Annotated in this window: 25 protein-coding genes; 12 read left to right on the forward strand and 13 right to left on the reverse strand. The window is 61.6% G+C overall.

The features are described from left to right. Positions 1-189 precede the first annotated feature (189 nt). Positions 190-1,818: a 4-hydroxyphenylacetate 3-hydroxylase family protein gene (locus AC2ETI_RS20170; RefSeq protein ID WP_020971036.1), complete on the reverse strand. Its 1,629-nt coding sequence runs from the start codon at positions 1,816-1,818 to the stop codon at positions 190-192. An 11-nt stretch (positions 1,819-1,829) separates the two neighbouring features. After that, positions 1,830-2,399 carry a flavin reductase family protein gene (locus tag AC2ETI_RS20175; protein ID WP_007729773.1) on the reverse strand — a complete coding sequence of 190 codons (570 nt, stop codon included), beginning with the start codon at positions 2,397-2,399 and terminating at the stop codon, positions 1,830-1,832. Between the two features lie 273 nt (positions 2,400-2,672). Here AC2ETI_RS20175 and AC2ETI_RS20180 point away from each other — a divergent pair, with 273 nt between their 5' ends. Next, positions 2,673-3,611 (forward strand): AraC family transcriptional regulator, encoded by a 939-nt coding sequence (locus tag AC2ETI_RS20180; protein WP_047889028.1) that lies wholly within the window; start codon positions 2,673-2,675, stop codon positions 3,609-3,611. Here AC2ETI_RS20180 and AC2ETI_RS20185 read toward each other — a convergent pair. Next, the gene (locus AC2ETI_RS20185; RefSeq protein ID WP_020909385.1) at positions 3,608-4,378 is read right to left on the reverse strand and encodes an IclR family transcriptional regulator; all 771 of its coding nucleotides are present in this window, start codon (positions 4,376-4,378) and stop codon (positions 3,608-3,610) included. The two genes, AC2ETI_RS20180 and AC2ETI_RS20185, sit on opposite strands and share 4 nt — an antisense overlap. 198 nt (positions 4,379-4,576) lie before the next feature. Here AC2ETI_RS20185 and catA point away from each other — a divergent pair, with 198 nt between their 5' ends. Genes catA through catC form a run of 3 tightly spaced genes read left to right on the forward strand, consistent with a single transcriptional unit; the run spans position 4,577 to position 6,862 of the window. Then, positions 4,577-5,416: a catechol 1,2-dioxygenase gene (gene catA, locus AC2ETI_RS20190; protein ID WP_019745628.1), complete on the forward strand. Its 840-nt coding sequence runs from the start codon at positions 4,577-4,579 to the stop codon at positions 5,414-5,416. 29 nt (positions 5,417-5,445) lie between these two features. Then, positions 5,446-6,567, forward strand: coding sequence for a muconate/chloromuconate family cycloisomerase (locus AC2ETI_RS20195; RefSeq protein WP_483634306.1), 1,122 nt, complete (start codon positions 5,446-5,448; stop codon positions 6,565-6,567). 13 nt (positions 6,568-6,580) lie between these two features. Next, positions 6,581-6,862: a muconolactone Delta-isomerase gene (gene catC, locus AC2ETI_RS20200; RefSeq protein WP_020909384.1), complete on the forward strand. Its 282-nt coding sequence runs from the start codon at positions 6,581-6,583 to the stop codon at positions 6,860-6,862. 20 nt (positions 6,863-6,882) lie between these two features. On the opposite strand, the gene AC2ETI_RS20205 is transcribed toward catC, so the two are convergent. Further along, entirely contained in the window at positions 6,883-7,512 is a 630-nt protein-coding gene (locus AC2ETI_RS20205; RefSeq protein ID WP_483634307.1) for a response regulator, read from the reverse strand. Next, complete coding sequence (locus tag AC2ETI_RS20210) at positions 7,509-8,678, reverse strand: sensor histidine kinase (RefSeq protein WP_483634373.1); 1,170 nt, start codon at positions 8,676-8,678, stop codon at positions 7,509-7,511. Before AC2ETI_RS20210 ends, AC2ETI_RS20205 begins: the two co-directional genes overlap by 4 nt. Before the next feature lie 184 nt (positions 8,679-8,862). On the opposite strand from AC2ETI_RS20210, the gene AC2ETI_RS20215 reads away from it, so the two are divergent. Beyond that, positions 8,863-9,453, forward strand: a complete 591-nt coding sequence (locus AC2ETI_RS20215) for a GlcG/HbpS family heme-binding protein (protein WP_020971030.1) — start codon at positions 8,863-8,865, stop codon at positions 9,451-9,453. A gap of 201 nt (positions 9,454-9,654) precedes the next feature. Next, a complete protein-coding gene (locus AC2ETI_RS20220) occupies positions 9,655-10,650 on the forward strand; it encodes an alpha/beta hydrolase (protein ID WP_020971029.1) in 996 nt (331 codons plus the stop codon). Between the two features lie 58 nt (positions 10,651-10,708). Here AC2ETI_RS20220 and AC2ETI_RS20225 read toward each other — a convergent pair whose 3' ends face one another. From AC2ETI_RS20225 to AC2ETI_RS20235, 3 genes are all read right to left on the reverse strand, one after another. After that, on the reverse strand, positions 10,709-11,824 hold the full coding sequence (locus AC2ETI_RS20225) for an NDMA-dependent alcohol dehydrogenase (RefSeq protein WP_003939726.1): 1,116 nt from the start codon (positions 11,822-11,824) through the stop codon (positions 10,709-10,711). A 79-nt stretch (positions 11,825-11,903) separates the two neighbouring features. Continuing rightward, positions 11,904-13,631 (reverse strand): PucR family transcriptional regulator, encoded by a 1,728-nt coding sequence (locus tag AC2ETI_RS20230; protein WP_483634308.1) that lies wholly within the window; start codon positions 13,629-13,631, stop codon positions 11,904-11,906. 77 nt (positions 13,632-13,708) lie between these two features. After that, on the reverse strand, positions 13,709-15,118 hold the full coding sequence (locus AC2ETI_RS20235) for an ABC1 kinase family protein (RefSeq protein ID WP_483634309.1): 1,410 nt from the start codon (positions 15,116-15,118) through the stop codon (positions 13,709-13,711). A gap of 132 nt (positions 15,119-15,250) precedes the next feature. Between AC2ETI_RS20235 and AC2ETI_RS20240 the strand changes: the two genes are divergently transcribed. From AC2ETI_RS20240 to AC2ETI_RS20260, 5 genes are read left to right on the forward strand one after another with little or no spacing between them, the layout of a single operon-like run. After that, positions 15,251-15,670 carry a MerR family transcriptional regulator gene (locus tag AC2ETI_RS20240; protein ID WP_007729752.1) on the forward strand — a complete coding sequence of 140 codons (420 nt, stop codon included), beginning with the start codon at positions 15,251-15,253 and terminating at the stop codon, positions 15,668-15,670. Positions 15,671-15,716: 46 nt separating this feature from the next. Next, positions 15,717-17,093, forward strand: coding sequence for an MFS transporter (locus AC2ETI_RS20245; protein WP_020909377.1), 1,377 nt, complete (start codon positions 15,717-15,719; stop codon positions 17,091-17,093). Then, entirely contained in the window at positions 17,090-18,109 is a 1,020-nt protein-coding gene (locus AC2ETI_RS20250; protein ID WP_021345759.1) for an ABC transporter substrate-binding protein, read from the forward strand. Before AC2ETI_RS20245 ends, AC2ETI_RS20250 begins: the two co-directional genes overlap by 4 nt. 21 nt (positions 18,110-18,130) lie before the next feature. Further along, positions 18,131-18,850 (forward strand): 2OG-Fe(II) oxygenase, encoded by a 720-nt coding sequence (locus AC2ETI_RS20255; RefSeq protein WP_279217796.1) that lies wholly within the window; start codon positions 18,131-18,133, stop codon positions 18,848-18,850. Then, a complete protein-coding gene (locus AC2ETI_RS20260) occupies positions 18,840-19,133 on the forward strand; it encodes an Ada metal-binding domain-containing protein (protein WP_279217806.1) in 294 nt (97 codons plus the stop codon). Before AC2ETI_RS20255 ends, AC2ETI_RS20260 begins: the two co-directional genes overlap by 11 nt. On the opposite strand, the gene AC2ETI_RS20265 is transcribed toward AC2ETI_RS20260, so the two are convergent. Genes AC2ETI_RS20265 through AC2ETI_RS20275 form a run of 3 tightly spaced genes read right to left on the reverse strand, consistent with a single transcriptional unit; the run spans position 19,096 to position 20,394 of the window. After that, the gene (locus AC2ETI_RS20265) at positions 19,096-19,524 is read right to left on the reverse strand and encodes a VOC family protein (protein ID WP_021345757.1); all 429 of its coding nucleotides are present in this window, start codon (positions 19,522-19,524) and stop codon (positions 19,096-19,098) included. The genes AC2ETI_RS20260 and AC2ETI_RS20265 overlap by 38 nt on opposite strands. 40 nt (positions 19,525-19,564) lie before the next feature. Further along, positions 19,565-20,047, reverse strand: a complete 483-nt coding sequence (locus AC2ETI_RS20270; protein WP_019745615.1) for an SRPBCC family protein — start codon at positions 20,045-20,047, stop codon at positions 19,565-19,567. Positions 20,048-20,049: 2 nt separating this feature from the next. Beyond that, on the reverse strand, positions 20,050-20,394 hold the full coding sequence (locus tag AC2ETI_RS20275; RefSeq protein ID WP_021331798.1) for an ArsR/SmtB family transcription factor: 345 nt from the start codon (positions 20,392-20,394) through the stop codon (positions 20,050-20,052). 94 nt (positions 20,395-20,488) lie between these two features. Here AC2ETI_RS20275 and AC2ETI_RS20280 point away from each other — a divergent pair, with 94 nt between their 5' ends. Then, a complete protein-coding gene (locus AC2ETI_RS20280; RefSeq protein ID WP_400818393.1) occupies positions 20,489-21,145 on the forward strand; it encodes an alpha-ketoglutarate-dependent dioxygenase AlkB family protein in 657 nt (218 codons plus the stop codon). A 5-nt stretch (positions 21,146-21,150) separates the two neighbouring features. Here the strand turns inward: AC2ETI_RS20280 and AC2ETI_RS20285 are convergent, their stop codons facing one another. Next, a complete protein-coding gene (locus tag AC2ETI_RS20285) occupies positions 21,151-21,297 on the reverse strand; it encodes a hypothetical protein (protein WP_021345755.1) in 147 nt (48 codons plus the stop codon). Between the two features lie 147 nt (positions 21,298-21,444). Next, positions 21,445-21,870, reverse strand: coding sequence for a hypothetical protein (locus tag AC2ETI_RS20290; RefSeq protein ID WP_483634310.1), 426 nt, complete (start codon positions 21,868-21,870; stop codon positions 21,445-21,447). Between the last annotated feature and the right edge of the window lie 28 nt (positions 21,871-21,898).

Consider the following 21,898-nt stretch of genomic DNA (forward strand, 5'->3'; position numbering starts at 1 on the left):
GCTTTCCGGACGGGGCTGCGTCCGGTACTGAATTCACCTTGACACCGTGTGTCTCGGGTCACACTAGGCAATTGCCTAGTCCTGACCAAGGGTGCAGTGTTCGTCGAATTCTGCTGATGGGCCATGCCTGCTGAAGACGACGACAAGGGCGGACTCGACATCGCGAGTCCGCCCTACCTGCCGAGGGGGTTACCGGTTCTTGAAGAACGAGACGTCGTCGTTGCCGATGAGGTCAGGGACCGTCCAGCCGTCGAGGTCGTATTCACTCAGGCACTGCTCGGCCAGTCCCTTCATGGAACTTGCGTGTCCACGATTCTGGGCTGCGAACAGCAGTTCCGCTTTGACGTTCTCGTGATTGCCGGAGTAGTTGCGCTCGTAGAGCTCGTGGCGCCCGCCGAACTCGGTGCCGATCGAATCCCACAGAGCCTTCATGACTTTCACGCGGTCGACGGCGGTGATGCCGTCGGAACCGCGAACGTACTTGTCGAGGTACGGACGCACGTCCGGGCTCTTGAAGTCGAGTGAACTCGAAGGCAGGTAGATCAAGCCCGACGCGACGTCCTGTTCGATGATCTCCTTGATCCGCGGGTACCCCTGGATCATGAACATTCGATAGGTGAGGCCGTACTCGAGCTTCGGGATCACCGAATCGCCGACCCACTGTTCGGGATCGCGTGCCATCGATTCGGTCAACGACCAGAAGAGGTTTCGCCACCCGATCACCTCGCCGACACGGGTCTGAACTCCGCGGAAGCCGCCGGCGCCGGTGGCTTCGAGCGCCTTCATCAACAGGCCGGCGATGAAGTCGAGCTTTACCGCCAGGCGTGTACAGCCCTGAAAGGTGAAGCGCGGCAGGAATCCCGACTGAGGGAAGAATGCGTTGATCCGGTCGACGTCGCCGTACATGAAGACGTTCTCCCATGGAACCAACACCTTGTCGAAGACGAAGATGGTGTCGTTCTCGTCCATGCGGCTCGACAGCGGGTAATCGAACGGACTGCCCATCACCGCAGCATGTTCGGTGTACGAGGTGCGGCAGATCAGCTTCACACCCGGAGCGTCCATCGGTACCGTGCAGATCAAGGCGAACTGCTTCTTCTTGATCGGCAGACCGTAGTGAGCGATGAAGTTGTAGTTCGTGATCGCCGATCCGGTGGCGACCACCTTGGCGCCGCTGACGATCAAACCGGCGTCGGTTTCCTTCTCCACCTTCATGAAGACGTCGCCGACTTCGTCCGGTGGAAGTTGGCGATCCACCGGGGGATTGATGATCGCGTGGTTCCAGTACAGAACCTTCTCCTGCGATTCGCGGTACCAGCGCTCGGCGTTGTCCTGGAACGGTGCGTACAACTCCTTGTTGGCGTGGAGGGTTCCCAGGAAACTTGCCTTGTAGTCGGGGGAGCGGCCCATCCAGCCGTAGGTCATACGTGCCCACGTCGCGATGGCGTCGCGTTCCTTGAGCAGATCAGCCGAGGACGTCGGAGTGCGGAAGAACGGCATGGTGACACCGCCGTTGCCCGTGTCCGTCGGAACGGTCAAGGCGTCCACGTGCTCGCCCGTGTGCAGAGCGTCGTACAGCCTTGCGGTCATGCGGATCGGATTCCGGAACGCGGGGTGCGTCGTGACGTCCTTCACGCGATCACCGTGAAGCCAGATCTCGCGACCGTCCTGCAGGCTCGAGATGTACTCGTCGCCCGTCATCGGCCGGGTGGCGAAGTTCTTCGTGCGGTTGGCTTCGCTGTCGGCGGCCGGATTGACCTGTGGCGCTCCGGAATCTGCGGGGTCGACGCCGGTGGGAGGAATTTCGGTGGTCGTCATGGCAAAGCCTTTCAGATCGTTTGAGGTGCGGGCTGAAGATGAATCGGGGTGAACGAAGTGGTGGCGTCGAACCAGCCGCTGTGGGGGTCGTCCTGACTTCCGTTCCAGACTGTGGTCGACGAGGTAGCGCCTAGATCGTGAAAAGTGCTTCGGTAGAACAGAAGCGGATCCTTGCCACTCGACTGAGCGTCGACGATCTCGCCGATGAAGATGATGTGGTCACCGCCGTCGTACTCCCTCCACGGGACGCACGAGATGGTTGCTGCGGCGCCGTCGAGCAGGGGAGCGGTCGGTCCGTCGATCCACCTCGGCTCGGTGCGCTGCGGTCGGCCGGCAAAATGCATGGCCGTGTCCACTTGGTCGGAGGCAAGGATGTTGACCGCAAACGGCGCGTTGCCGAGGTAGCCGCACGCCTTGGACTTGCGAGTCATCGTGATCTGGCACAGCCGTGGTTCCAGGGAAATGGCCGTGAATGCGGTGACCGTGGCTCCGTGTGGTTGACCGTCGGCATTGGTACAGGTGATGACCGTGACGCCGCTCGCGAATTGACCGAAGATTCCTCGAAGCTGATTTTGTTCCATGACCGGACCTCCTTGTCGGATGGCGGTTGAGTGAGAGTGCCGCGAAGTGCGGGAGGGAAGTAGTGGGCGACTCGCGCCGGGAGTGAAGACGAACGTACGGCGAGCGCGGCGTTCGGTCGATCCGTACAGCGCGGTGTCTATCCGGATTGCGCACCCGATCGAAGCCTGTATCCGTTTCCTCTTGGAAGTGACCGGGGACACAGTGTTCAATGATGTTCAGCGCTCATGCTCGGCAATGTGGCTGGTCACGGGTTTGGAAGGTGAAGAAGGACGATGGTCGACTCCAAGATCGGTACAGCTCCCCGCGACTGGGACGAGGCGTGTGATGCGGTTTCGGACGCCTATTTTCCGCACACGCTCACGCCGTTGTCACGGCACGCGGCCAGCGGAGTCGGGGTGTGCACCGCCGAGTTGGGACCGCTGAGGATCGCTCATATTCGATGGGGAGCAGACGTCGCGGTCGAATCCGAGCATCCCGGTGCCTACGGGGTGAACATCCCGCTCTCGGGCGAGCTCGAGTCGGTGTTCGCGGGCTCGCACGTGCTCTCGACGGAGGGCGTTGCGACGGTGTGTCCGCCCGACATCACCACAAGAATCACGCGGTGGAGCGCGGACTGCGAAATTGTCGGAGTCCGGATGGACCGTCAGTACCTCGACCGCGAGATGGAGAAGGTACTTGGCCGGCCCGGAATGCACTTGCCTGATCAGGTGGATCTTCGGGGAGACGACGGAGCCAGATGGCTGAAATTTGTTCGCTCACTGTCGGATCAGATCCTCGGCCCGGTCGGCGTGCTGCACAACGAACTGGTGGCAGCTCAGCTCTCCGGTGCCGTGGTCACGGCATTCGTCCTCGCTGCAATGCCCGAAAGTGAGGACGCGGTGCGACACGCCAGGCCGCGCATCGTCAAGCGGGTGCTCGACGAGATGCACGACGACCCGGCCCGCGTGTGGACCGCAGCAGAGATGGCCGAGGTGGCGGGCGTCAGCGTACGGAGATTGCAGGAGGGATTTCGGCAGTACGTGGGCCGGAGTCCGTCGGAATGCCTGCTCGACATCCGCCTCGAGCGGGTCCACGCAGATCTGGTGGATGCCGACGACTCGACGACGGTCACCGATGTCGCTGTGAGATGGGGTTTTACGCACACCGGACGATTCGCGTCGTCTTTTCGGCGTAAGTACGGTGTGTTGCCTTCCGAAGTATTGAGAAGTTAGCTCCGGTATCCCATGTCTGCGCTGAGTTGATTCGCCTTCTCGACGAGGAACGGTGCGACGTCGGTGCGGAAAGCTTCCGGGGTCGTCCTGCCTGCCGAGGTCGAACACGCTGCCACGCCGACGACGCTTCCGCCGGCGTCGCGGACGGGGGCGGCGAGGGAAATCAGGCCGTCTTCCAGTTCCTCGGACGTGAGTGCGTAACCCTGCTCACGCACCACTCGAAGTGCGGTGTGGAATGCGCCTTCGTCGGTGATCGTGGTGGGTGTGAGGGCGTCGAACGTGGAGTTCGCGATGACTTTGTCGACGATTTCGGTTGGCGCCCAAGCTAGCAGGGCGCGGCCCATGGAGGTCGCATATGCAGGCACTCTGGTACCGACGCTGACGTTGATGCTCATGATCCGGCGTACGGGTACTCGCGCGGCGTAGACCACGTCGACGCCGTCGAGGACCCCGAGCGACGCCGACTCGTGGGTGTGTTCTGCGATCTCCAGCAGGCGGGGGAGCGCCGCCTCGGTCAGGGCATGTGATGCCGAGAAGTGCTGGCCGATGCTTAGAACGCGCGGGGTGAGCGACCACCGACTGTTGTTGCCGGTGACGTATCCGAGTTTCTGCAGGGTGAGGAGGATACGCCGGACCGCGGGGCGGGAGAGGCCCGTTTCGGCGGCAAGATCTGCGAGCGACGGGTTGGGGTTCTTCTCGTCGAAGGCCATCAGCACAGCGAATCCACGCTCGATGCTCTGGATGTAATCGCGATCGTTCTCGCTCACGGAATGACCTTTCATCTGCGGGTATGCCTGATCAGTGCCCTCGAAGGTTGACAAACCTTGTGACTGGGCGCACAGTACAAGCGTACGCACAGCGTAACAGATGTACGCACAGCGTACAACCAGACTTGGGAAGCCGACTCAGCCCAGCAGTACGGCACCCACCCGGTAACAGCCACATACGGCCCCGAGGAGGACCACATGACCACTTCCGAGAGCCCCACCGCAGTAGGTTCGGGCACGGCCGCCACCGACAAGTTCCTCCAGGAACGAGTCAGCGCGGACACCCCGCCCGAGCGCGTCTCGGCCATCGCCAAGGACGTGCTCGAGGCACTTGCCGGCGTCATCGACAAGCACGGCATCACCTACCCCGAGTACCGCGTACTCAAGCAGTGGCTCATCGACATCGGCCAGTTCGGCGAGTGGCCCCTGTGGCTGGACGTCTTCCTCGAGCACAACGTCGAGGAGGTTGCGTACCGCGGCCAGCACGGCACCAAGGGAAGCATCGAGGGCCCCTACTACGTCGCCGACGCCAAGACGTTGCCATCCAAGTGTGAACTTCCGATGCGTGACAACGAGGTTGGATCGAAGCTGGTCTTCGAGGGCCAGGTTCGCGATCTCGACGGCAACGGGTTGGATGGGGCCACCGTCGAGCTGTGGCATGCGGACGACGAGGGCTACTACTCCCATTTCGCGCCGCACATCCCCGACGGGAACCTCCGCGGAACGATCGTGACCGACGGAGCGGGACGGTTCGAGATCACCACGATTCAGCCTGCGCCGTACCAGATCCCGACCGACGGCCCCACCGGTTGGTTCATCGAGAAGGCCGGCTGGCACCCGTGGCGTCCGGCTCACCTGCACCTCATGGTGAAGGCACCCGGCAAGCGCACGATCACTACGCAGCTCTATTTCAAGGACGGTGAGTGGATCGAGAACGACGTGGCAACTGCCACGAAGCCCGAACTGATTCTCGATCCGAAGCCGGGTGCCGATGGAATCAACCGGGTCACGTACGACTTCGTGCTCGACCCGGCCTGATCCACAACTGTTCGAAAGAAAGTGATTTGATGACAGACCTGTCGATCGTCTCCATCGAGACGACCATCCTCGACGTTCCTTTGGTCCGCCCCCACAAGTTCGCCACCACGTCGATGACGGCGCAGCCGTTATTGCTGGTCGCGATTCGCACATCCGACGGTGTTATCGGATATGGCGAAGGTGTCGTTCCGGGCGGTCCGTGGTGGGGCGGCGAATCGGTGGAGACGATGCAGGTCATCATCGAGAAGTACGTCGCGCCGGTGGTGGTCGGCAGGCGTGTGGATCAGATCACCGCGATCATGGCCGACATCGAAAAAGTTGTTGCCAATGCACGATTCGCGAAGGCCGCCGTCGACGTGGCGTTGCACGACGCCTGGGCTCGTAGCCTGGGAGTCCCCGTGCACACGCTCCTCGGCGGGGCTTTCCGCGAGAGTGTCGACGTCACGTGGGCACTGGGTGCTGCGCCGGCGGACGAGATCATCGAAGAAGCTCACGAAAAGCTCGAATCACGGCTCAATTTCAGCTTCAAACTCAAAATGGGAGCACTCGATCCAGCGGTCGACGTCGCGCGCATCGTCAGCATCGCGCAGGCGCTCGACGGCCACGCCGGCGTCCGCGTCGACGTCAACGCGCGGTGGGATCGCTTCACGGCGCTGCGGTACCTGCCACAACTCGCAGACGGTGGAGTCGAACTGATCGAACAGCCCACTCCGGCAGACCAAATCGAGGTCCTCGCCGAACTCAGCAGGCTACTACCGATTCCGATCATGGCCGACGAGAGTGTGCAGACCCCACACGACGCTCTCGAAATCGCCCGCCGGAGCGCCGCCGATGTCATCGCCCTCAAGACCACCAAGTGTGGTGGCCTCCAGCGCAGCCGCGACATCGTCGCAATTGCCAAGGCCGCCGGTATCGCGTGCCACGGTGCGACGTCCATCGAAGGCCCGATCGGCACCGCCGCTTCGTTGCACTTCGCGTGCGCCGAGCCTGGAATCAACTTCGGAACAGAGCTTTTCGGCCCACTGCTCTTCAGCGAAGAGTTGCTTCAGGAACCCCTGAAGTATTCCGAGGGTCAGTTGCACCTCCCCGCCGGACCTGGACTGGGAGTCGAACTGAACATGGACGCCGTCAAGACCTGGACCAGGAACTAGAGGATAGAAGAACATGGCACTCTTTCACGTTCGAATGGACGTCGATATTCCGCGCGACCTGGATCCGGAAGTACGCGCCGATACCGTCGCAACGGAGAAGGCGTACTCGCAAGACCTTCAGCGACAGGGAAAGTGGGTGCATCTGTGGCGAATTGTGGGACAGTTCAGCAACATCAGCATCTTCGACGTCGAGTCGGCTGACGAACTCCATGAGATTCTCTGGAACCTCCCGCTGTTCCCGTACATGACCATCGAGGTCATGCCGTTGACGAAGCACGGATCTTCGATCAAGTAGAGCCTGCGCGGGCGGGCGGGTCAGCGTATTCCGTCGCGGCGCAATGCGACGGACACTGCGGCAGAGCGGGTTTCGACGCCGAGCTTGGCGTAGATGTGCCCAAGATGGGTTTTCACCGTCGCTTCGCTGATGAAGAGTGCCTTACCCAGCTCGCGGTTGGTCATCCCCTCGGCGAGCAGGCTGAGCAGTTCGGACTCACGGGCGGTGAGCGCTTCCTGCGGGCGCTGCATCTGCTGGACAAGACGAGAGGCCACAGTGGGAGAGAGAACGCTGCGCCCGGCTACCGCGCCGCGCACCGCGCCGAAGATCTCGTCGGGCGTTGAGTCCTTGAGTAGGTAACCGATGGCACCGGCGTCGACGGCCCGCACGAGGTCGGCGTCGGTGTCGTACGTCGTGAAAACCAGTACGGGAACATCGACACCGTCGCTTCGCAAGCGTTTGATCGCTTCTGCACCGTGCATGCCGGTGCCCATGTCCAGATCCATCATCACCAGATCCGGTGAGGCCGACGGTATCGCCGTGGCCGCCTCCTCGCCGGACGATGCTTCGCCGACTACTTCGACGTCCGGCTGAGTGTTCAGCAGCGCTCTCAGCCCGGCTCGCACGACCAGATGATCGTCGACGAGGAACACGCGAATGGTGGTGGTCACCGGATCTTCCGTTCGAGAGGGAACTGGGCCGCGACGACGGTGCCGTCTCCCGGTGCGCTTTCCACGGTGAACGATCCGCCGAGCTGCGCGACGCGACTTCGCATCGCACGTAGGCCGTATCCACCGTACCGAGAATGGTCGGCGAGTTTTCCCGGATCGAAGCCGACGCCGTCGTCGAAGATGTCCACGGAGACGGAGTCGTCGAGATACGTGATCGTCACGCCCGCCGTTTCGGCGCGAGCGTGGCGGGCGATGTTGGAGGACGCGCTCGAGACCACTCGCACGATGGCATGAGCTACGTCCGAGGGCAAGATGACGGCTTCACCGACGGTGCGGATCCGAACGGTCGGGACGAACTGGCGGGCGGCGGCCACGACCAAGGCGTCGAAGTCGCCCGTACCGCCCTTGGCCGGTGCCAGATCGTGGACGAGGTCGCGACTCTGCATCAGGCTCGTGCGGATATTCTCTGCCGCGGCATCGATATCGGCTCGAGACGGCGAACCCGTTGTATTCCAAATTTGTTCGGCTGCCTCGAGTCGTAGAAGAGCGCTCGCCAGTCCCTGAGTAACGGTGTCGTGGATTTCGCGCGCGAGGCGCTCTCGCTCAGCGGCAACGCCGGCAGCACGTTCGGTATCTGCCAATGCAGATTGCGCTTCTGCTACCTGACGTAGAAGCCGAAGGCGTTCTCGGGCATCTCGTTCCATCTGCCCGTACGCTGCCGCGACCAGTGCCGCGGTGCACAGAGGTCCGAGCAGTGTCACCAATTCGGCACGACCGGTGACTCGGTAGAACGCGATTCCGGCGAGGACGCCCAGGATCCCGACGAGGGGGTAGGCGATCTTGCTCGGGTACAGACGAATACAGAGGAAGAGAACGGGGAACGCACACCACGCGAAACTCGGCGCAAGCCAGACCAGCGCTGCCCAGGTGCTCAGTACCGGCCACATCCACAGTCGTTGGCGAACCACATCTCGCGAAGACACCGTAGCCATGACGGCGTAGAGCAAGGCGAGGACCACGGCCAGGACGAGTACCACCCCGAACCGACCGCTGGTCCCGTGGACTGTGACGTACCGGACTCCTGACGTGGACAGCAGTACGAAGAACGACGCGTGGATCGCATACGCCAACGGGCCGCGCAGGCCGAGTTCGGCGTCGGCGTTCATGGCTCCGTTACTCATCCCTCGAATATTACGGAGGGCGCCAGGCCGTCGTATCAACCATTCGGATGATATCTGCACAACCAGACGGGGCACGGTCCGTCACCCGAGCGCCCGATGTGCGCACCCGCGCCGGGACGCGACGCTGTAGTGGACGGTTTCGAACCATTCGACTGAAAGTGTGCCCGACATGAACCACCGCATTTACACACGACTTCCCCGTACGATCGCTGTCGCCATTCCGGTTGTCGCAATCCTTGCCAGCGCCGCGTGCTCGACCACCGACACACCGGTGGCGAACGCATCGAGCACGACGTCGATTTCTGCCACGCAGCAGCCTGCTGCGACCGGCGATTCGGCGATTGTCACTCAGAATCGACTCAGCGCCGACGCAGCAGTGAAGGCTGCTGGTGCGGCCCTGGCGAAATGCCGGGCGGACGGGCTCGGATTTGTCACCGTCTCCGTCGTCGACCGTGCCGGAAACGTCATCGCTATGGTGCGCGGCGACAACGCAGCCCAGCACACGGTGGAGGCCTCACGTGAGAAGGCTTACACCTCTGCAGCTTTCGGAGCCGACACCAGTGACCTCTCGCAGCGTACCAAAGGCGAGGGATCAACCATCGCCGACCTCCCCGGCACTCTCTTCCTTGCAGGTGGAGTCACTGTGAAGGCTGGATCCGCGTCGATCGCCGGCATCGGTGTCGGTGGTGCACCGGACGGAATGCAGGACCAAACGTGTGCTGCCGCAGGTCGTGATGCGATCGCTTCGTCACTCGGCTGAGTGAGCGCATTCAGCGTGCTTCGTGAATTGTGCTTTTCGCCACCTGGATTCGCTCGGCACGACAGTTGTCCGATTGTTGCGATGACCTCGACTTTGTAACACCGGAGCCCCCGGAAAGGGACAAACACGTCGACAGTGGAACCGACGATGCACTTACCGAAGCGAGTTTCTTGATGCGCAGTTTCGGGGAAAGACACAACCTTGCAGAGAATCAGATTCAGGTTGCCCGAACGCAATACACGGCGGGCGCGGGTGCTCGTAGCGGCGTTGCTGTCGATCTTCCTCCTCGGCGGCATGTTCGGTCCGACCGCCGCGAGCGCTACTCCGGCGCACACGGCGCCATGGGGTGGTTACGACGAGTTGTGGGTCCCGTCTTCGATGGGAAACATCAAGGTTCAGGTGCAGTGGGCCGCGCGGGGCGGCAACGCCGCGTTGTACCTACTTGACGGTCTTCGCGCGCAAAACGACAGGAATGCTTGGAGTTTCGAAACCAACGCACTCGATCAGTACCGCAACGACAACATCACGTTGGTGATGCCGGTCGGCGGTGAGTCGAGTTTCTACACGGACTGGTACGCTCCGTCCAATTTCAATGCTCAGCCCATAACGTACAGGTGGGAAACATTTCTCACACGCGAGCTTCCGGACTTCCTTGCAGGGTATGGTGTTTCACCAACCAACAATGCGATCATCGGGTTGTCGATGGGCGGCAGTGCCGCGTTGAACCTGGCGGGGCATCATCGGGATCAGTTCAAGTTCGCGGGCTCGCTGTCCGGCTACATCAATATCTCGGGCCCGGGTATGCGTGAGGCGATCCGCGTAGCCATGTTCGACGCCGGCCGGTACAACGTCGATTCGATGTGGGGCCCGCCGTGGTCATCCGGGTGGCTTCGCAACGACCCGTTCGTCAACGCGGAATCGCTTCGCGGACTGTCGATGTACATTTCGTCGTCCAACGGCATCCCGGGACCGTACGATCATCCGTCTGCGCCGATCGATTACTTCCACACGGCGACAGGTATGGGGCTGGAGGCGCTCTCGTGGGTGCACGCGCGTGCATTCGAAATTCGTCTGAAATCCATGGGAATCCCAGCGACGTACAGCTTTCCGCCCGCCGGGATTCACTCCTGGCCGTATTGGTCTGCTGAATTGTGGATGGCCAGAGGACAAATCCTCGACACCATGAACGCCTGGTGAAGCTGTAGTGAGGATCTCTCCGGACTCGCTCTCGATCGAAAGTCCGGAGAGAACTCGCTCAGAAGGTGATGATTCCACGGAGGTTGCGACCGGCATGCATGTCGGCGAAACCGTCGTTGATCTGGTCGAGGGTGTACCGGTTGGTGATCAGTCCGTCGAGTTCGAGCTTGCCGCTGGTGTAGAGATCAATCATCCAGGGAATGTCGGCGGTGGGATTGGATGCACCGAACAGGGATCCCTGAATTCTCTTCTGGTACAGCGTGAGTTCCATCAGGCTCACGGGAATTCCGACGTCCGTCATCTTCCCGAGGCCGGTGACGACGCAGGTTCCTGCCTTGCGGATCGACGAGAATGCCTGCGCGACATGTTCTCCGGTGGTGACACCGACGGTGACGATGGCCGAATCCGCGCCCTGGCCGTTGGTGAACGAGCGCGCTATGTCGGTGGCTTCCTCCATGGTTGCCACGGCATGGGTGGCGCCCAACTTCAATGCACTGTCGCGCTTGAACGCAACCGGGTCCACCGCGATCACGTGGGCGGCGCCGGCATGCGAAGCGCCCTGCACCGCGTTGATTCCGATTCCGCCGACGCCCATGACGATGACCGTCTGCCCGGGATACACCTGAGCGGAGTTGACCGCGGCACCCCAACCGGTTCCGACGCCGCAGCCGAGCAGACACAAAGCGTCGAGTGGCAGGTGCTTGTCGACTTTCACGGCCGAGAGAGTGCTGACCGTGGTGTATTCACTGAAGGTGGACAGGCCGCAGGTTTGTGCGACTGGCTGACCGTCGAGAGACATTCTGTAACTAGAGGTTTCGCCGGGCCTGCTGCCGGTCATGATGGCAGCACCGTTGTCGCAGAGGTTCTGGATTCCGCTTGCGCACCAACGGCAGCGGCCGCAGGCGGCGAGGAACGAGAACACGACATGATCGCCCTCGGACCATCCTTCGGTGTTCGGCCCGACCTCGACGACGATTCCGGCGCCTTCGTGTCCGCCGCAGATGGGATAGCGGCCGACTCCGTGGTCGCCGCTGGCGATGTGATCGTCCGAGTGGCACAGGCCGGAGGCGACCATCTTGACAGTGAGTTCGCCGCTGCGGGGTGAATCGAGTTCGAGGTCGACCACCTCGTATGTGCCTGGTGCTTGGCGAATGACGGCTCCACGAGTGCGCAAGTTGTCTCCTGAGGTGAGAGTTGTTCTTCGGCTACCTCAGTTGTCTACTCGAGAGTTCAGGACGGGCTCGAGGCCCATCTCACTGATCGGACGTTTCGTATTTTTCGGATTCGTCCGGGGTTCGTCCCAAGATGGCGAGTTGCAGTTCGGTGAGCAGTCGTGTGTCCGGCTCGTCCAACGAAATGCCCATGATCTGTTCAGCGCGCCGAATGCGGTAGCGCAGCGTGTTCGGATGTACTTTCAGAGACGAGGCGGCCTTCTTCACATCCCCGAAAGCTGTCAGGTAGGCCGTGAGCGTGAACTGCATGTCAGAGGTGTTCTTGTCGTCGTAGGAGACGAGTCTGTCGATACGAGGGTCTCGCAATCGCTCGTGATCGGCAACGAGGTCGAGTATCTCGCCCAGCAATACCGCGGTGCGTGACGCCGCGAGTGTGGTGACCTTCGAGGTTTCGTGATCATCGGTGGTATCGAGCACGCGGTCCACCTCTCGACGCGCCTCGGGTACGCCGTGCAACCGCGCGATCGGGACCGCGACTGCGGCGCGCACGCTGATGCCCGCACGGTCCTCGACTACTCGCACGGTGTCGTAAGCCCAGTCGCTGACAGCGACCTCGTGGTCGGCCTGAGGGAACAATACGTAGATCCGGTTGTCAATGATCGTCGTGACCGCGTCGCTGCGGAATGCGCTGGCGCGCAGGCGCAAGGCGTTGGTGATTCGATCGAGATTCGATCCGGGCGAGAGTGATGTCGCAAATCCGATGACCGCAGACGGTCCGTCGGTGTTGATGCCGAAAGAACCGGCCAGCGAGTGCATGTCGACCCCACCGGAGCGAACACCGAACAGCCTTTGCACTTGGGCATTCTCGCGGCTGGAGGCGTCCAAGGTACGCATGAGAATGCGTGCGGCGACCGCCGCTGCACCCCGCAATAGCGCTTGGGCGTCGTGGGAAAGAGGTTCAGAGGTGCGCTGCACCCAGATGCTGCCGAGATTGTGTTGGTGTGCAACAGAACCCGTCGGCGCTGACAGGTCCGGGCGGGTGATGCTCACAGCCAGCCTCTGCGCGGCGCCGATGCTCGGCTCGGAGGGCAGACTGATGACCTCGTCCGATCGCCTGAGATGCTCGAACACGCCTATGCTCTCTATCCATTCGGTGTATTCGATCGGCCACTCCCGGCCGAGTATGGAGAGCTGACGGAGTTCGTCTTCGCCTTCGTGAGCAGAGGAATATGCGATGACATGGAGTGCCGTGTCGTCGATCGTCACGAGTCCGCCAGTCAATTCGGCGATCGTTTCCGAGAGCGCGAACAGATCCGAATCACCACCGGCCACAGCTCCTGCGACGGCCCGCGAACGGTACATGCTCTGTGTCAGAAGCCGTAGTACGAGCGAATAGACGTGCCCGGAACTAGCCTGCGGATGTACCGCGGCCACTGCGATCCCGATGTTACGTGCGGCGGTGAGAACCGTCGTCGCCTCGCGCGCATTCTTGACGAGCAGAAGCTTCGGGCGACGCCTCGCCGGCCTGCCTTCGAACTTTCGCAGCCACTGCGTCAACGTCGATTCGGGAACCCCTACGGGGAGGTAGATGTCGGAGATCGCACCACGGCTGTCGGTGCCGTCGATATCGGAGGACTCGACGAGGGCGATCGAACGGATTTCGACATCGAGTCCATCCGGGCTTTCCAGAAGTTCGATCACGGACTTGTCCGTGGAATGCATGAGGGCGCCGAGGGTGGTGCCGACACTCGGCCCGTTATTCCTCGGACCTGTCGACGCTTGCGGGAGGGCTACAGAAAGTGGCTGCACATTTGCTCCTCGGCCGGTGGGTCATTACAGGCTAACCCCGACAGACGAAATGCAGAATAAGGAAATAGGGGACAAATTTATTCGTCAGGCATGGTGATGCCGAGTTCCTGCACCTTTTCGGCGACTGCCGCTGGAAAAACGTTCTTGAACAGATAAAGGTCTTGTCCGATCACCCAACCAGGTGCCAACGCCGTCGCATATCGCTCGAAGTATCCGAGTTGTTTACCGAAAAGAACCAATTCCTCGGGACTCGCAACACCCCACTGCTTGCCCAATTGAATCAGTGCCATGATCAATTCACTGAGCTTGAGTTCACCGAGGTCACGGCCGAGAATCGGGGCCAGGGCCGTTGCGACCTGCATACCGAGCTGATCGTCGTCGACTTCGTAGTCAGTTGCATATCCCAAGGATCGAATTCCGCGGGCGACACGGGCGAAATCACCGTCGATGAGGGTGGCTCGGAACATGTCGGAAAGGATGGATCTCCAGGTCTCGGGAAGGACGCCGACGATGCCGAAGTCGAGCATCGCTATCCGGCCGTCGTCGAGGACCCACAAATTTCCCGCGTGGACATCTCCGTGGAACGGACCGTGAACGATGACCGATTCGAGCCAGACCTTCACTCCGCGCCGGATCAGCATGCGGGCTTCGTCGATGCCGTCCGGACCGGCGACGAACCGATCCAGTGGAACGCCGCGCATGCGTTCCATACAGATGACGCGGGGACCACAGTAGTCCCAGTACACCTCCGGTGTCGTGACTCCTTTGTTGTCACCGAATGCGCTGATGTTGTTCCGGAATGTGGTCTGCCGGTCGGCCTCGACCGCGCTGTTCAACTCCGTCATCGTTGCATTGTGCAGATCGCGAATGATGGCGGTGGCATTGGCAATTCGAAGGAACTCGACAAACTTCTCGAGGATGTTCGCACCCCAGTACGCCGCCCGCAGGTCGATCAGCATCCGCGCATAGATGTCCGGACGCTGGATCTTGATGACGGCCTCGCGGCCATCGTGCAGAACGCACGCGTGTACCTGCGCTACCGACGCGGCCGCGAGAGGTACGTCGTCGAATTTCGCGAACAGGTCGTCTACGGAGTATCCGAGGTCCTCGTGCACGACGCTTCTGGCCTGCTCGGCAGGAAATGACGGAACGTCGTCGAGGCAACGTAGGCATGCATTGGCGACGGGGGCGGGGAACAGGCCGGACGACGACGCGACCAGTTGACCGAGCTTGACGAAGGTGGGACCCAGCGCGATGAAGCCGTCGACCATCCCGTCGGAGGCAGCGTCAGCCCACGTGCGTCCGCGCTTGCGGAAAGGCCACACGATCAGTGCCAGCATGATCGATGTCGACAACACGACGGCGATGATCGCGGAACGCCACAACTGGGCGAGGCCGAAGCGTTCGAGGTCCGGCATGTGGACTTCGAGGGCAGTGGCGGGCACTCCTGACGAGTACGGCCCGACAGGTCGCGTTGGATCCAGCACAGCTCTCCCTCGTTCTACGAGCGCATCCAGCATTTTGCCGTGAGATCACTTACGCGACCCCTTCCGTTAGTCAGTATGCCAAGTCACACATAACTGCCGGAACCGCCTACGCGTTCAGCCTACGATCGGTGAATGCGTGAGCACTTGATCCCGATCGGCGAGGTTGCAAAATCGTTCGGAATTGCGGCTTCGACCTTGCGCTATTACGAGGACGAAGGACTGCTGTCCGCGCGGTCGCGAACTGGCGGCAAACGCTGGTACGGGCAGCGTGAGCTGCGCCGGCTGGCATTGATCCGGATGTACACCGAGACGGGAATGTCCTTGGAACAGGTGCGGTCCTTCATCGAAACCGACACCACGTCCGACCAGTTCTCGACGGTTCTCGCAGATCAAGTGTCGACACTCGAGGCGCAGATCGCCGCTGCTACGCGAGCGAAACTGATCCTCGAGCATCACCTGACGTGTCGGCAAGAGCGTCCGATGCAGTGCCCGTGGTTGCTCGAGCAGCTCGACATACGCGTCGAAGCGGCGCTTGACTTCAAGTTGACTTGAACCTTCATAGTTAGGGCGCACTTACCGCCCTATCCGGAGGTTGACCATGTCGGCACGACGATGGCTGCCGCTCATCGCCGCATGCATCGGAACTTTCCTGTTACTGACGTACGCCACCATCACGACAATCGCAGTGCCGGCCATCGCAGTCGGTTTGGACGGCAGTACGGGCGCGATGTCCTGGGTCGTCGACGCCTACACGCTGGCTCTTGCCGCGCTTCTGGTGGGCATGGGCGCACTCGGCGATGCGTGGGGACGTAAACGCCTCTACATCTGCGGACTGGTCGTGTTCCTGGTTGCAACGGCCGTGTGCGCGATTGCCCCGGACGTCACGGTTCTGGTCGTTGCTCGCGGCGCGCAAGGAATTGCCGGTGCGGCGATGTTCGCGACGCTCCTGCCTCTGCTCGGCGACGCATATTCGGGCCGCGATCGTCACGTCGCCTTTGCCGCGTGGGGCGCCGTCGCTGGATTGGCGGCGGGAATCGGGAACGTTGCAGGAGGGCTGCTGACGCAGTTCTTCGACTGGCGTGCGGTCTTCTATTTCGGAATCCCCGTGGCCGCAGTAGCGCTCGCAATGGCTGTGTTCTGTTTCGCCGACAGTGAGCGCGGCGACGACAACATCGACTGGGCCGGAATCGTTTTGTTCACCCTCGCTGCCGTTGCCGCGGTTCTCGGCGTGACGTGGGGCGGCGACATCGGGTGGGCTTCGTCGTCGACAGTTCTTGCCTTCCTGATCGCAATCGGTGCGCTGACGGCGTTTGTGTCCTGGCAGCGTCGAGGCAGCAGTCCGATGCTCGATCCGGCATTGTTCCGATCCCTGAAATTCGACGGCGTCCTCGTCGCTGCGTTCGGGTACTACCTCGCGGCCTACGGCCCGCTCGTAGTCCTTTCATTGTGGCTGCAGAACGGGCTGGAACTGTCGGCATCGGCGGCCGCACTCGTGCTCTCGATTCAACCGCTCGCTTTTGTCTTCGTGTCGGCGCTGTGTGGATCACGGCTTCAGCGAGTCGACCTTCGACTGTCGCTCGGATTCGGGACGGTTCTCTGCGGAATCGGTTGCGTGGCCATGCTGTGCGTCCTCGCCGAGCCGGTCTGGCCCGCGCTGATCGCCGGGCTGATTCTGACCGGTGTCGGTTCCGCGATGGTGTCGCCGGTGCTGCCGGGTGCCGCGATGTCGGACGCCCCGGCAGAGCGCGCCGGGACGGCTTCGGCGACAGCCAACTCGTCGCGTCAATTCGGGCTTGCTGTCGGAATTGCGTTGTGCGGCTCTCTCTTCGCCGGTCCGGACGAGTTCGCCTTGCTGTGGCCGTTGGTCTTCTGCGCCGGCGTCGGAATGCTCACGGGTTTGGTATCGATCCTTCTCTTTTCTCGTTCGTCAACTCCTGCAACAGTTCAACCAATCGCCGAAAGGGCACACACATGACCACGCTGTTCACTCCACGACCGCACCGGCGTCTCGAGATGGACTGGAATCGCCGCAGGTTCCTCGGCGCTGCAGCAGGATTGGCTGCTGCGCTGGCAGCGGCCGGTTGCTCGCGTTCGGACGCAGACGGCGGGGGTGAAGGCGATGCAGGCTGGTCCTTCACCGATGATCGCGGCAACCTGATCGAATTGGATTCACCGCCAAGGACATTTGTCACCTACACCGGCATCGCGGGTGCTCTCTGGGATTACGGACTGGTGCCTGTCGGTGTTTTCGGGGCGCTGACACGATCACCGGGATCAACGGACACCAGCATCTCCGGCAACTTGGATTTCTCGAAGACCGACATGGTCGGGCAGCTCTGGGGACAAGTGGAACTCGAGAAGATCGCTGCGCTGGAGCCGGACGTCGTCATCGTCCCTCAGTTGCGTGGTTCGGCGCTACTAGACGAGGCGAACTTGGATGCGGTGAAAGGCTTGTCGACAGTACTGTTCGTGGAAACGGCAGCAGGAACCATCGACCGAACCGTGCAAGAGATCGTGGAACTGGCCGTGGAACTCGGAGCGGACCAGGATATGGAGGCTCAGCGAAAAGACTACGACGCTGCGCGTGCGCGGATCTCCGAAGTTGCTTCTTCGCTGAATAATTCACAGGTTTTGTTCGCGTCCGCAGATCCGGACACGATTCGTGTCAGTCTTTCGGGATTCCCGATCCTCGCAGACCTGGCGGGATTGGGACTTGCCGTCGTCGATCCGGCCGAGGGATCGTCGGTCTACGTCGAGAAACTGGCTTGGGAGATGGCGGACCACTATCCGGCCGACATGATCTTCCTCGACGATCGCCCGTCCAGTTTGCAACTGGATACGCTCGGAACCAATCCTGCGTGGTCCAACTTGCCCGCGGTGAAGGCGGGAAAGATCGGGACCTGGAATCCGGAACCCGTGCTCAGTTATGCCGGGATCGCCCGTACGTACAACGATCTGGCTGACCAGCTGCTGGCATTCTCACATTCCTGACCGCCGCGTCGTCTACGACGTATGGACCTCTTCACCGATCTGTCTGCTCGAGTTGATTCCCTCGATTGGCCTGCGCTGATCGAGGGAATCAACTCCAGTGGGTGTGCCCAGACGGCGCCGATACTCGACGAGTCGGAGTGCCGCGAAATTGCTTCCTGGTACTCGGACGTCGACCGGTTCCGGAGCACCATCGACATGGCTCGATACCGCTTCGGCCAGGGGGAGTACCGGTACTTCGGTGATCCCGTACCGGAGCCGATCACGGTTATGCGATCCGCCTTCTACCGACACCTCCTGCCCGTGGCGCGGGAGTGGGCGTTCAAGCTGGGCGAGGGTGCACCGTGGCCGGATTCATTCGAAGAATGGATCGATCAGTGTCACGACGCCGGTCAGAATCGCCCTACCCCGATCCTTCTGTCCTACGGACCTGGTGACTGGAATGCATTGCATCGGGACTTGTACGGAGAGTTGGTGTTTCCCTTGCAAGTCGTGATCGGGCTCGACAGACCTCGCATCGACCACGCCGGCGGCGAGTTCTTGCTCGTGGAACAGCGGCCGCGCGCCCAGTCGAAAGGGACGGTGACAGTTCTCGAGCAAGGTCACGCGTTGATCTTCACCACGCGGGATCGACCGGTGCAGAGTTCGCGGGGGTGGTCGAGAGCCCCTGTGCGACATGGTGTCAGTGTGGTGCACTCCGGCACGCGTCGAACATTGGGATTGGTGCTTCATGATGCCGAGTAAGACGTACATTCTCCGCGACGCTCGCAACAAACCCTACGAGAGTTCGACGCCCGGTGTGCTTGGTGGGCACCGGAAAACGAAGATCTACGGTCGACTCGACTGTCGAGGGGCTGCGCAGGCAATCGCGCGTGGTGGGTATGTCGCCAGTCGGGTGTTCTTCGCGGACGAGCCGACCGCGATTGCGGCCGGCTATCGCCCCTGTGCTGTCTGCATGCCCGAAGGTTACGCAGCCTGGAAGGCAGCTGCTACGCGCCGAAGCGGTCGCGGTACTCCTTCGGAATGAGCGGCTTGTCGCCGCGGACCTTCAGCTGCTGGACAGCCCAGGTATTGCCGTCCGGGTCGGCGAATCCGAAGAAGGTGCCCCCGTCGCGCTCGTCGAAGACGGTGACCTCACTGGCATCGACGCCGCGGTCGATGAGCTCTTGGCGAGCCGTTGCAGCGTCGGCCACGACCAACTGCAATCCCTTCAACGAACCAGGGGCCATCTCGGTTTGCGACGGCAGGTTGCCGATGACGATCGAGCAGCCCGAACCACGCGGAGTGAGCTGGGCGACCGTCATGTGTTCGTTGACGGTGTGGTGGTCGAGATCGAAACCGACCTTGTCACGGTAGAACTCGATGGAGCGGTCGAGGTCACTGACGGGAACGATGACTACTTCGAGGGTCCAGTCCATGAAACTGCCTTTCGCTGAAGAGGTTCGGGCAAACAGGTGGTCAGAGTTGCGCGACGATCTTGTCCAGGCGTTCGTAACCTTCGGTGACGCCGAGCTCCATATTGCTCTCGATCATTCCGTCTCGCGCTTCGAGGCTCGGATATACGGAATGGCCGGAGAGACGGGTGCGTCCGTTGCCCAGATCCTCGAACGTGATCGATTCGATGCTGACGACGTCGGGAAATCCCTCGTATTCGAAGGTTTGGATGGCAAAGTCGTTCTCGCGAACAACGTGAAATACACCGTTGAACCGGAACTCTTCGCCCTCGGGGTTGCGATGGACGTACTTGTATCGACCGCCGCTCACGAACTCGTATTCGTCGATCTCCATCTCGTAACCGTTGGGGCCGAGCCACTGCTTGACCAGTTCGGGATTCGAATGAGCTGCGAAGACGGCGCTGACGGGTGCGTCGAATTCGCGGGTGATGTCGATGTACGGCACGCCCTCAGGAGCCGTGATGGTGACGGGATTGGTGGTAGCCATGGCTAAGTCTCCTTCTGTGTGGTGCTGAGTAGGTGATCGAGCTTGCGGAACTGTTGTTCGTGGATCAGTCGATAGCGGTCGATCCAGGCGGTCAAAGCCTCGAGAGTTGCGGCGTTGAGATGTACCGGCCGCCTCTGGGCTTCGCGGCTGCGAGTGACCAAACCCGCGGCTTCGAGTACCTGAATATGTTTGGAGACGGCCTGTTTCGTGATCTCGAATGGCTCGGCCAACTCGTTGACCGTTTGGGGACCGGTGCTCAGGCGGGCGATGATCCGCCGTCGTACCGGGTCGGCAAGCGCCATGAACGCTTTGTCGAGGCGCTCGTCTGCCCCTGGATCCACGATCACTTGTCAACCATCTCCTTTATCAACCAATCTGTTGATTACGATACGAGCCTAGGCGGAGGGTGTCAATGCTTCGAAACCGATTAGCGTGGATTTCATGAACGCTCTGATTCCTCGGCCACGAATGGAAGTGGCGCCAGGGGCGATTCTCGTTCCGGATTGGCTCAGCATCGAACAACAGCGCACCTTGGTGGCCGAGTGCCGACGGTGGGCGACCGCGCCCGTGCCGATGCGCTCGGCCGTCGTCCCTGGTGGGCACAAGATGTCGGTGCAAACAGTCTGTCTCGGTTGGCACTGGCAGCCGTACAAATACACGCGCACCGCCGATGACGTGAACGGTGAACCGGTTGCCGCTGTGCCCGACTGGCTCGTTGGCCTCGGCCGTAGCGCAGTTGCCGCTGCCTATGATGATCCGACCGCGGGGGAGCGGTACACGCCGGACACCGCGCTGATCAATTTCTACGACGAGGGCGCTCGGATGGGCATGCACCAGGACAAGGACGAGCGCTGCGACGCTCCCGTCGTCTCACTGAGCGTCGGGCAGAGTTGTGTCTTTCGGTTCGGGAATTCCGAGAATCGGAACAAGCCGTACACCGACGTCGAACTCCATTCGGGTGATCTCTTCGTCTTCGGTGGGGAGTCTCGGTTCGCGTATCACGGAGTGCCGAAAGTTATTGCGGGAAGTGCAAGTCCCGACATTGGTCTGCCGTCCGGGCGGCTGAACATCACCCTGCGGGATACCGGAATGTCGTGACTGTCTCACCCCTGCTGTGCCATTGGTGCAGCAGGGTCGAAGTCTGCGCTCGAAGGTCCGTCCCCGACCATCTCGATCAACTCGTTCGACGGTGGAGTTGGCAGCGTGCGCCAGCGCTCTCGTTCGAGGTTGTGGGGTTGTGTCTCGTTCATGCCCTCATTATCGACTTCCGGCTCCGATCCACCAGTCGGGGATGGGCCGGGTGCAACTCGGTAGGCCGTTGAGGTTGACCCGACCCGGAGGGCAACTGCGATCGATTCCTCACGGAATCTCATGCCTAGCAGACCCTCACGTGTGGGTCATTGCTGCGATTCCAGCGTCCATGCGGGCTGGTCGGTCACTTCCGGGCCGTCGTGCAGCACCCAAACACACGGCTCGGAGATGTAGGTGGCAGCATCGGTGAACCAGTATGTTTCGTCGGGTGCCCAGCCCGCGATGACGCTCGCCGTGTCGGCATCGACCTCGATCGCGGTTCCTGCCGCCGCCAGGTATCCCGTCACGGTAAGGTGCACTCCCTCAAAACTTTCCGCGACCTGCACCCAGTCCGGGATGACCCACCTGCCTGATCGGCCGGTCGTCCGGTACCAATCGTGCCGCTTCTCCGCGGTGACCTCGAGTGGGAACCGTCTGCACAGATCCGACCAGGCTTGTGCGCTGTCGATCTCGTAGATGCGTGCGCCAGTCGGTGGCCGCAATGCTCGCACGACGACCCGTTCCCATCCCATGCTGTCTTCGACGAACCACAAGCCCGCC

The sequence above is a fragment of the Rhodococcus sp. MurmanLake-1 genome, assembly GCF_056945715.1.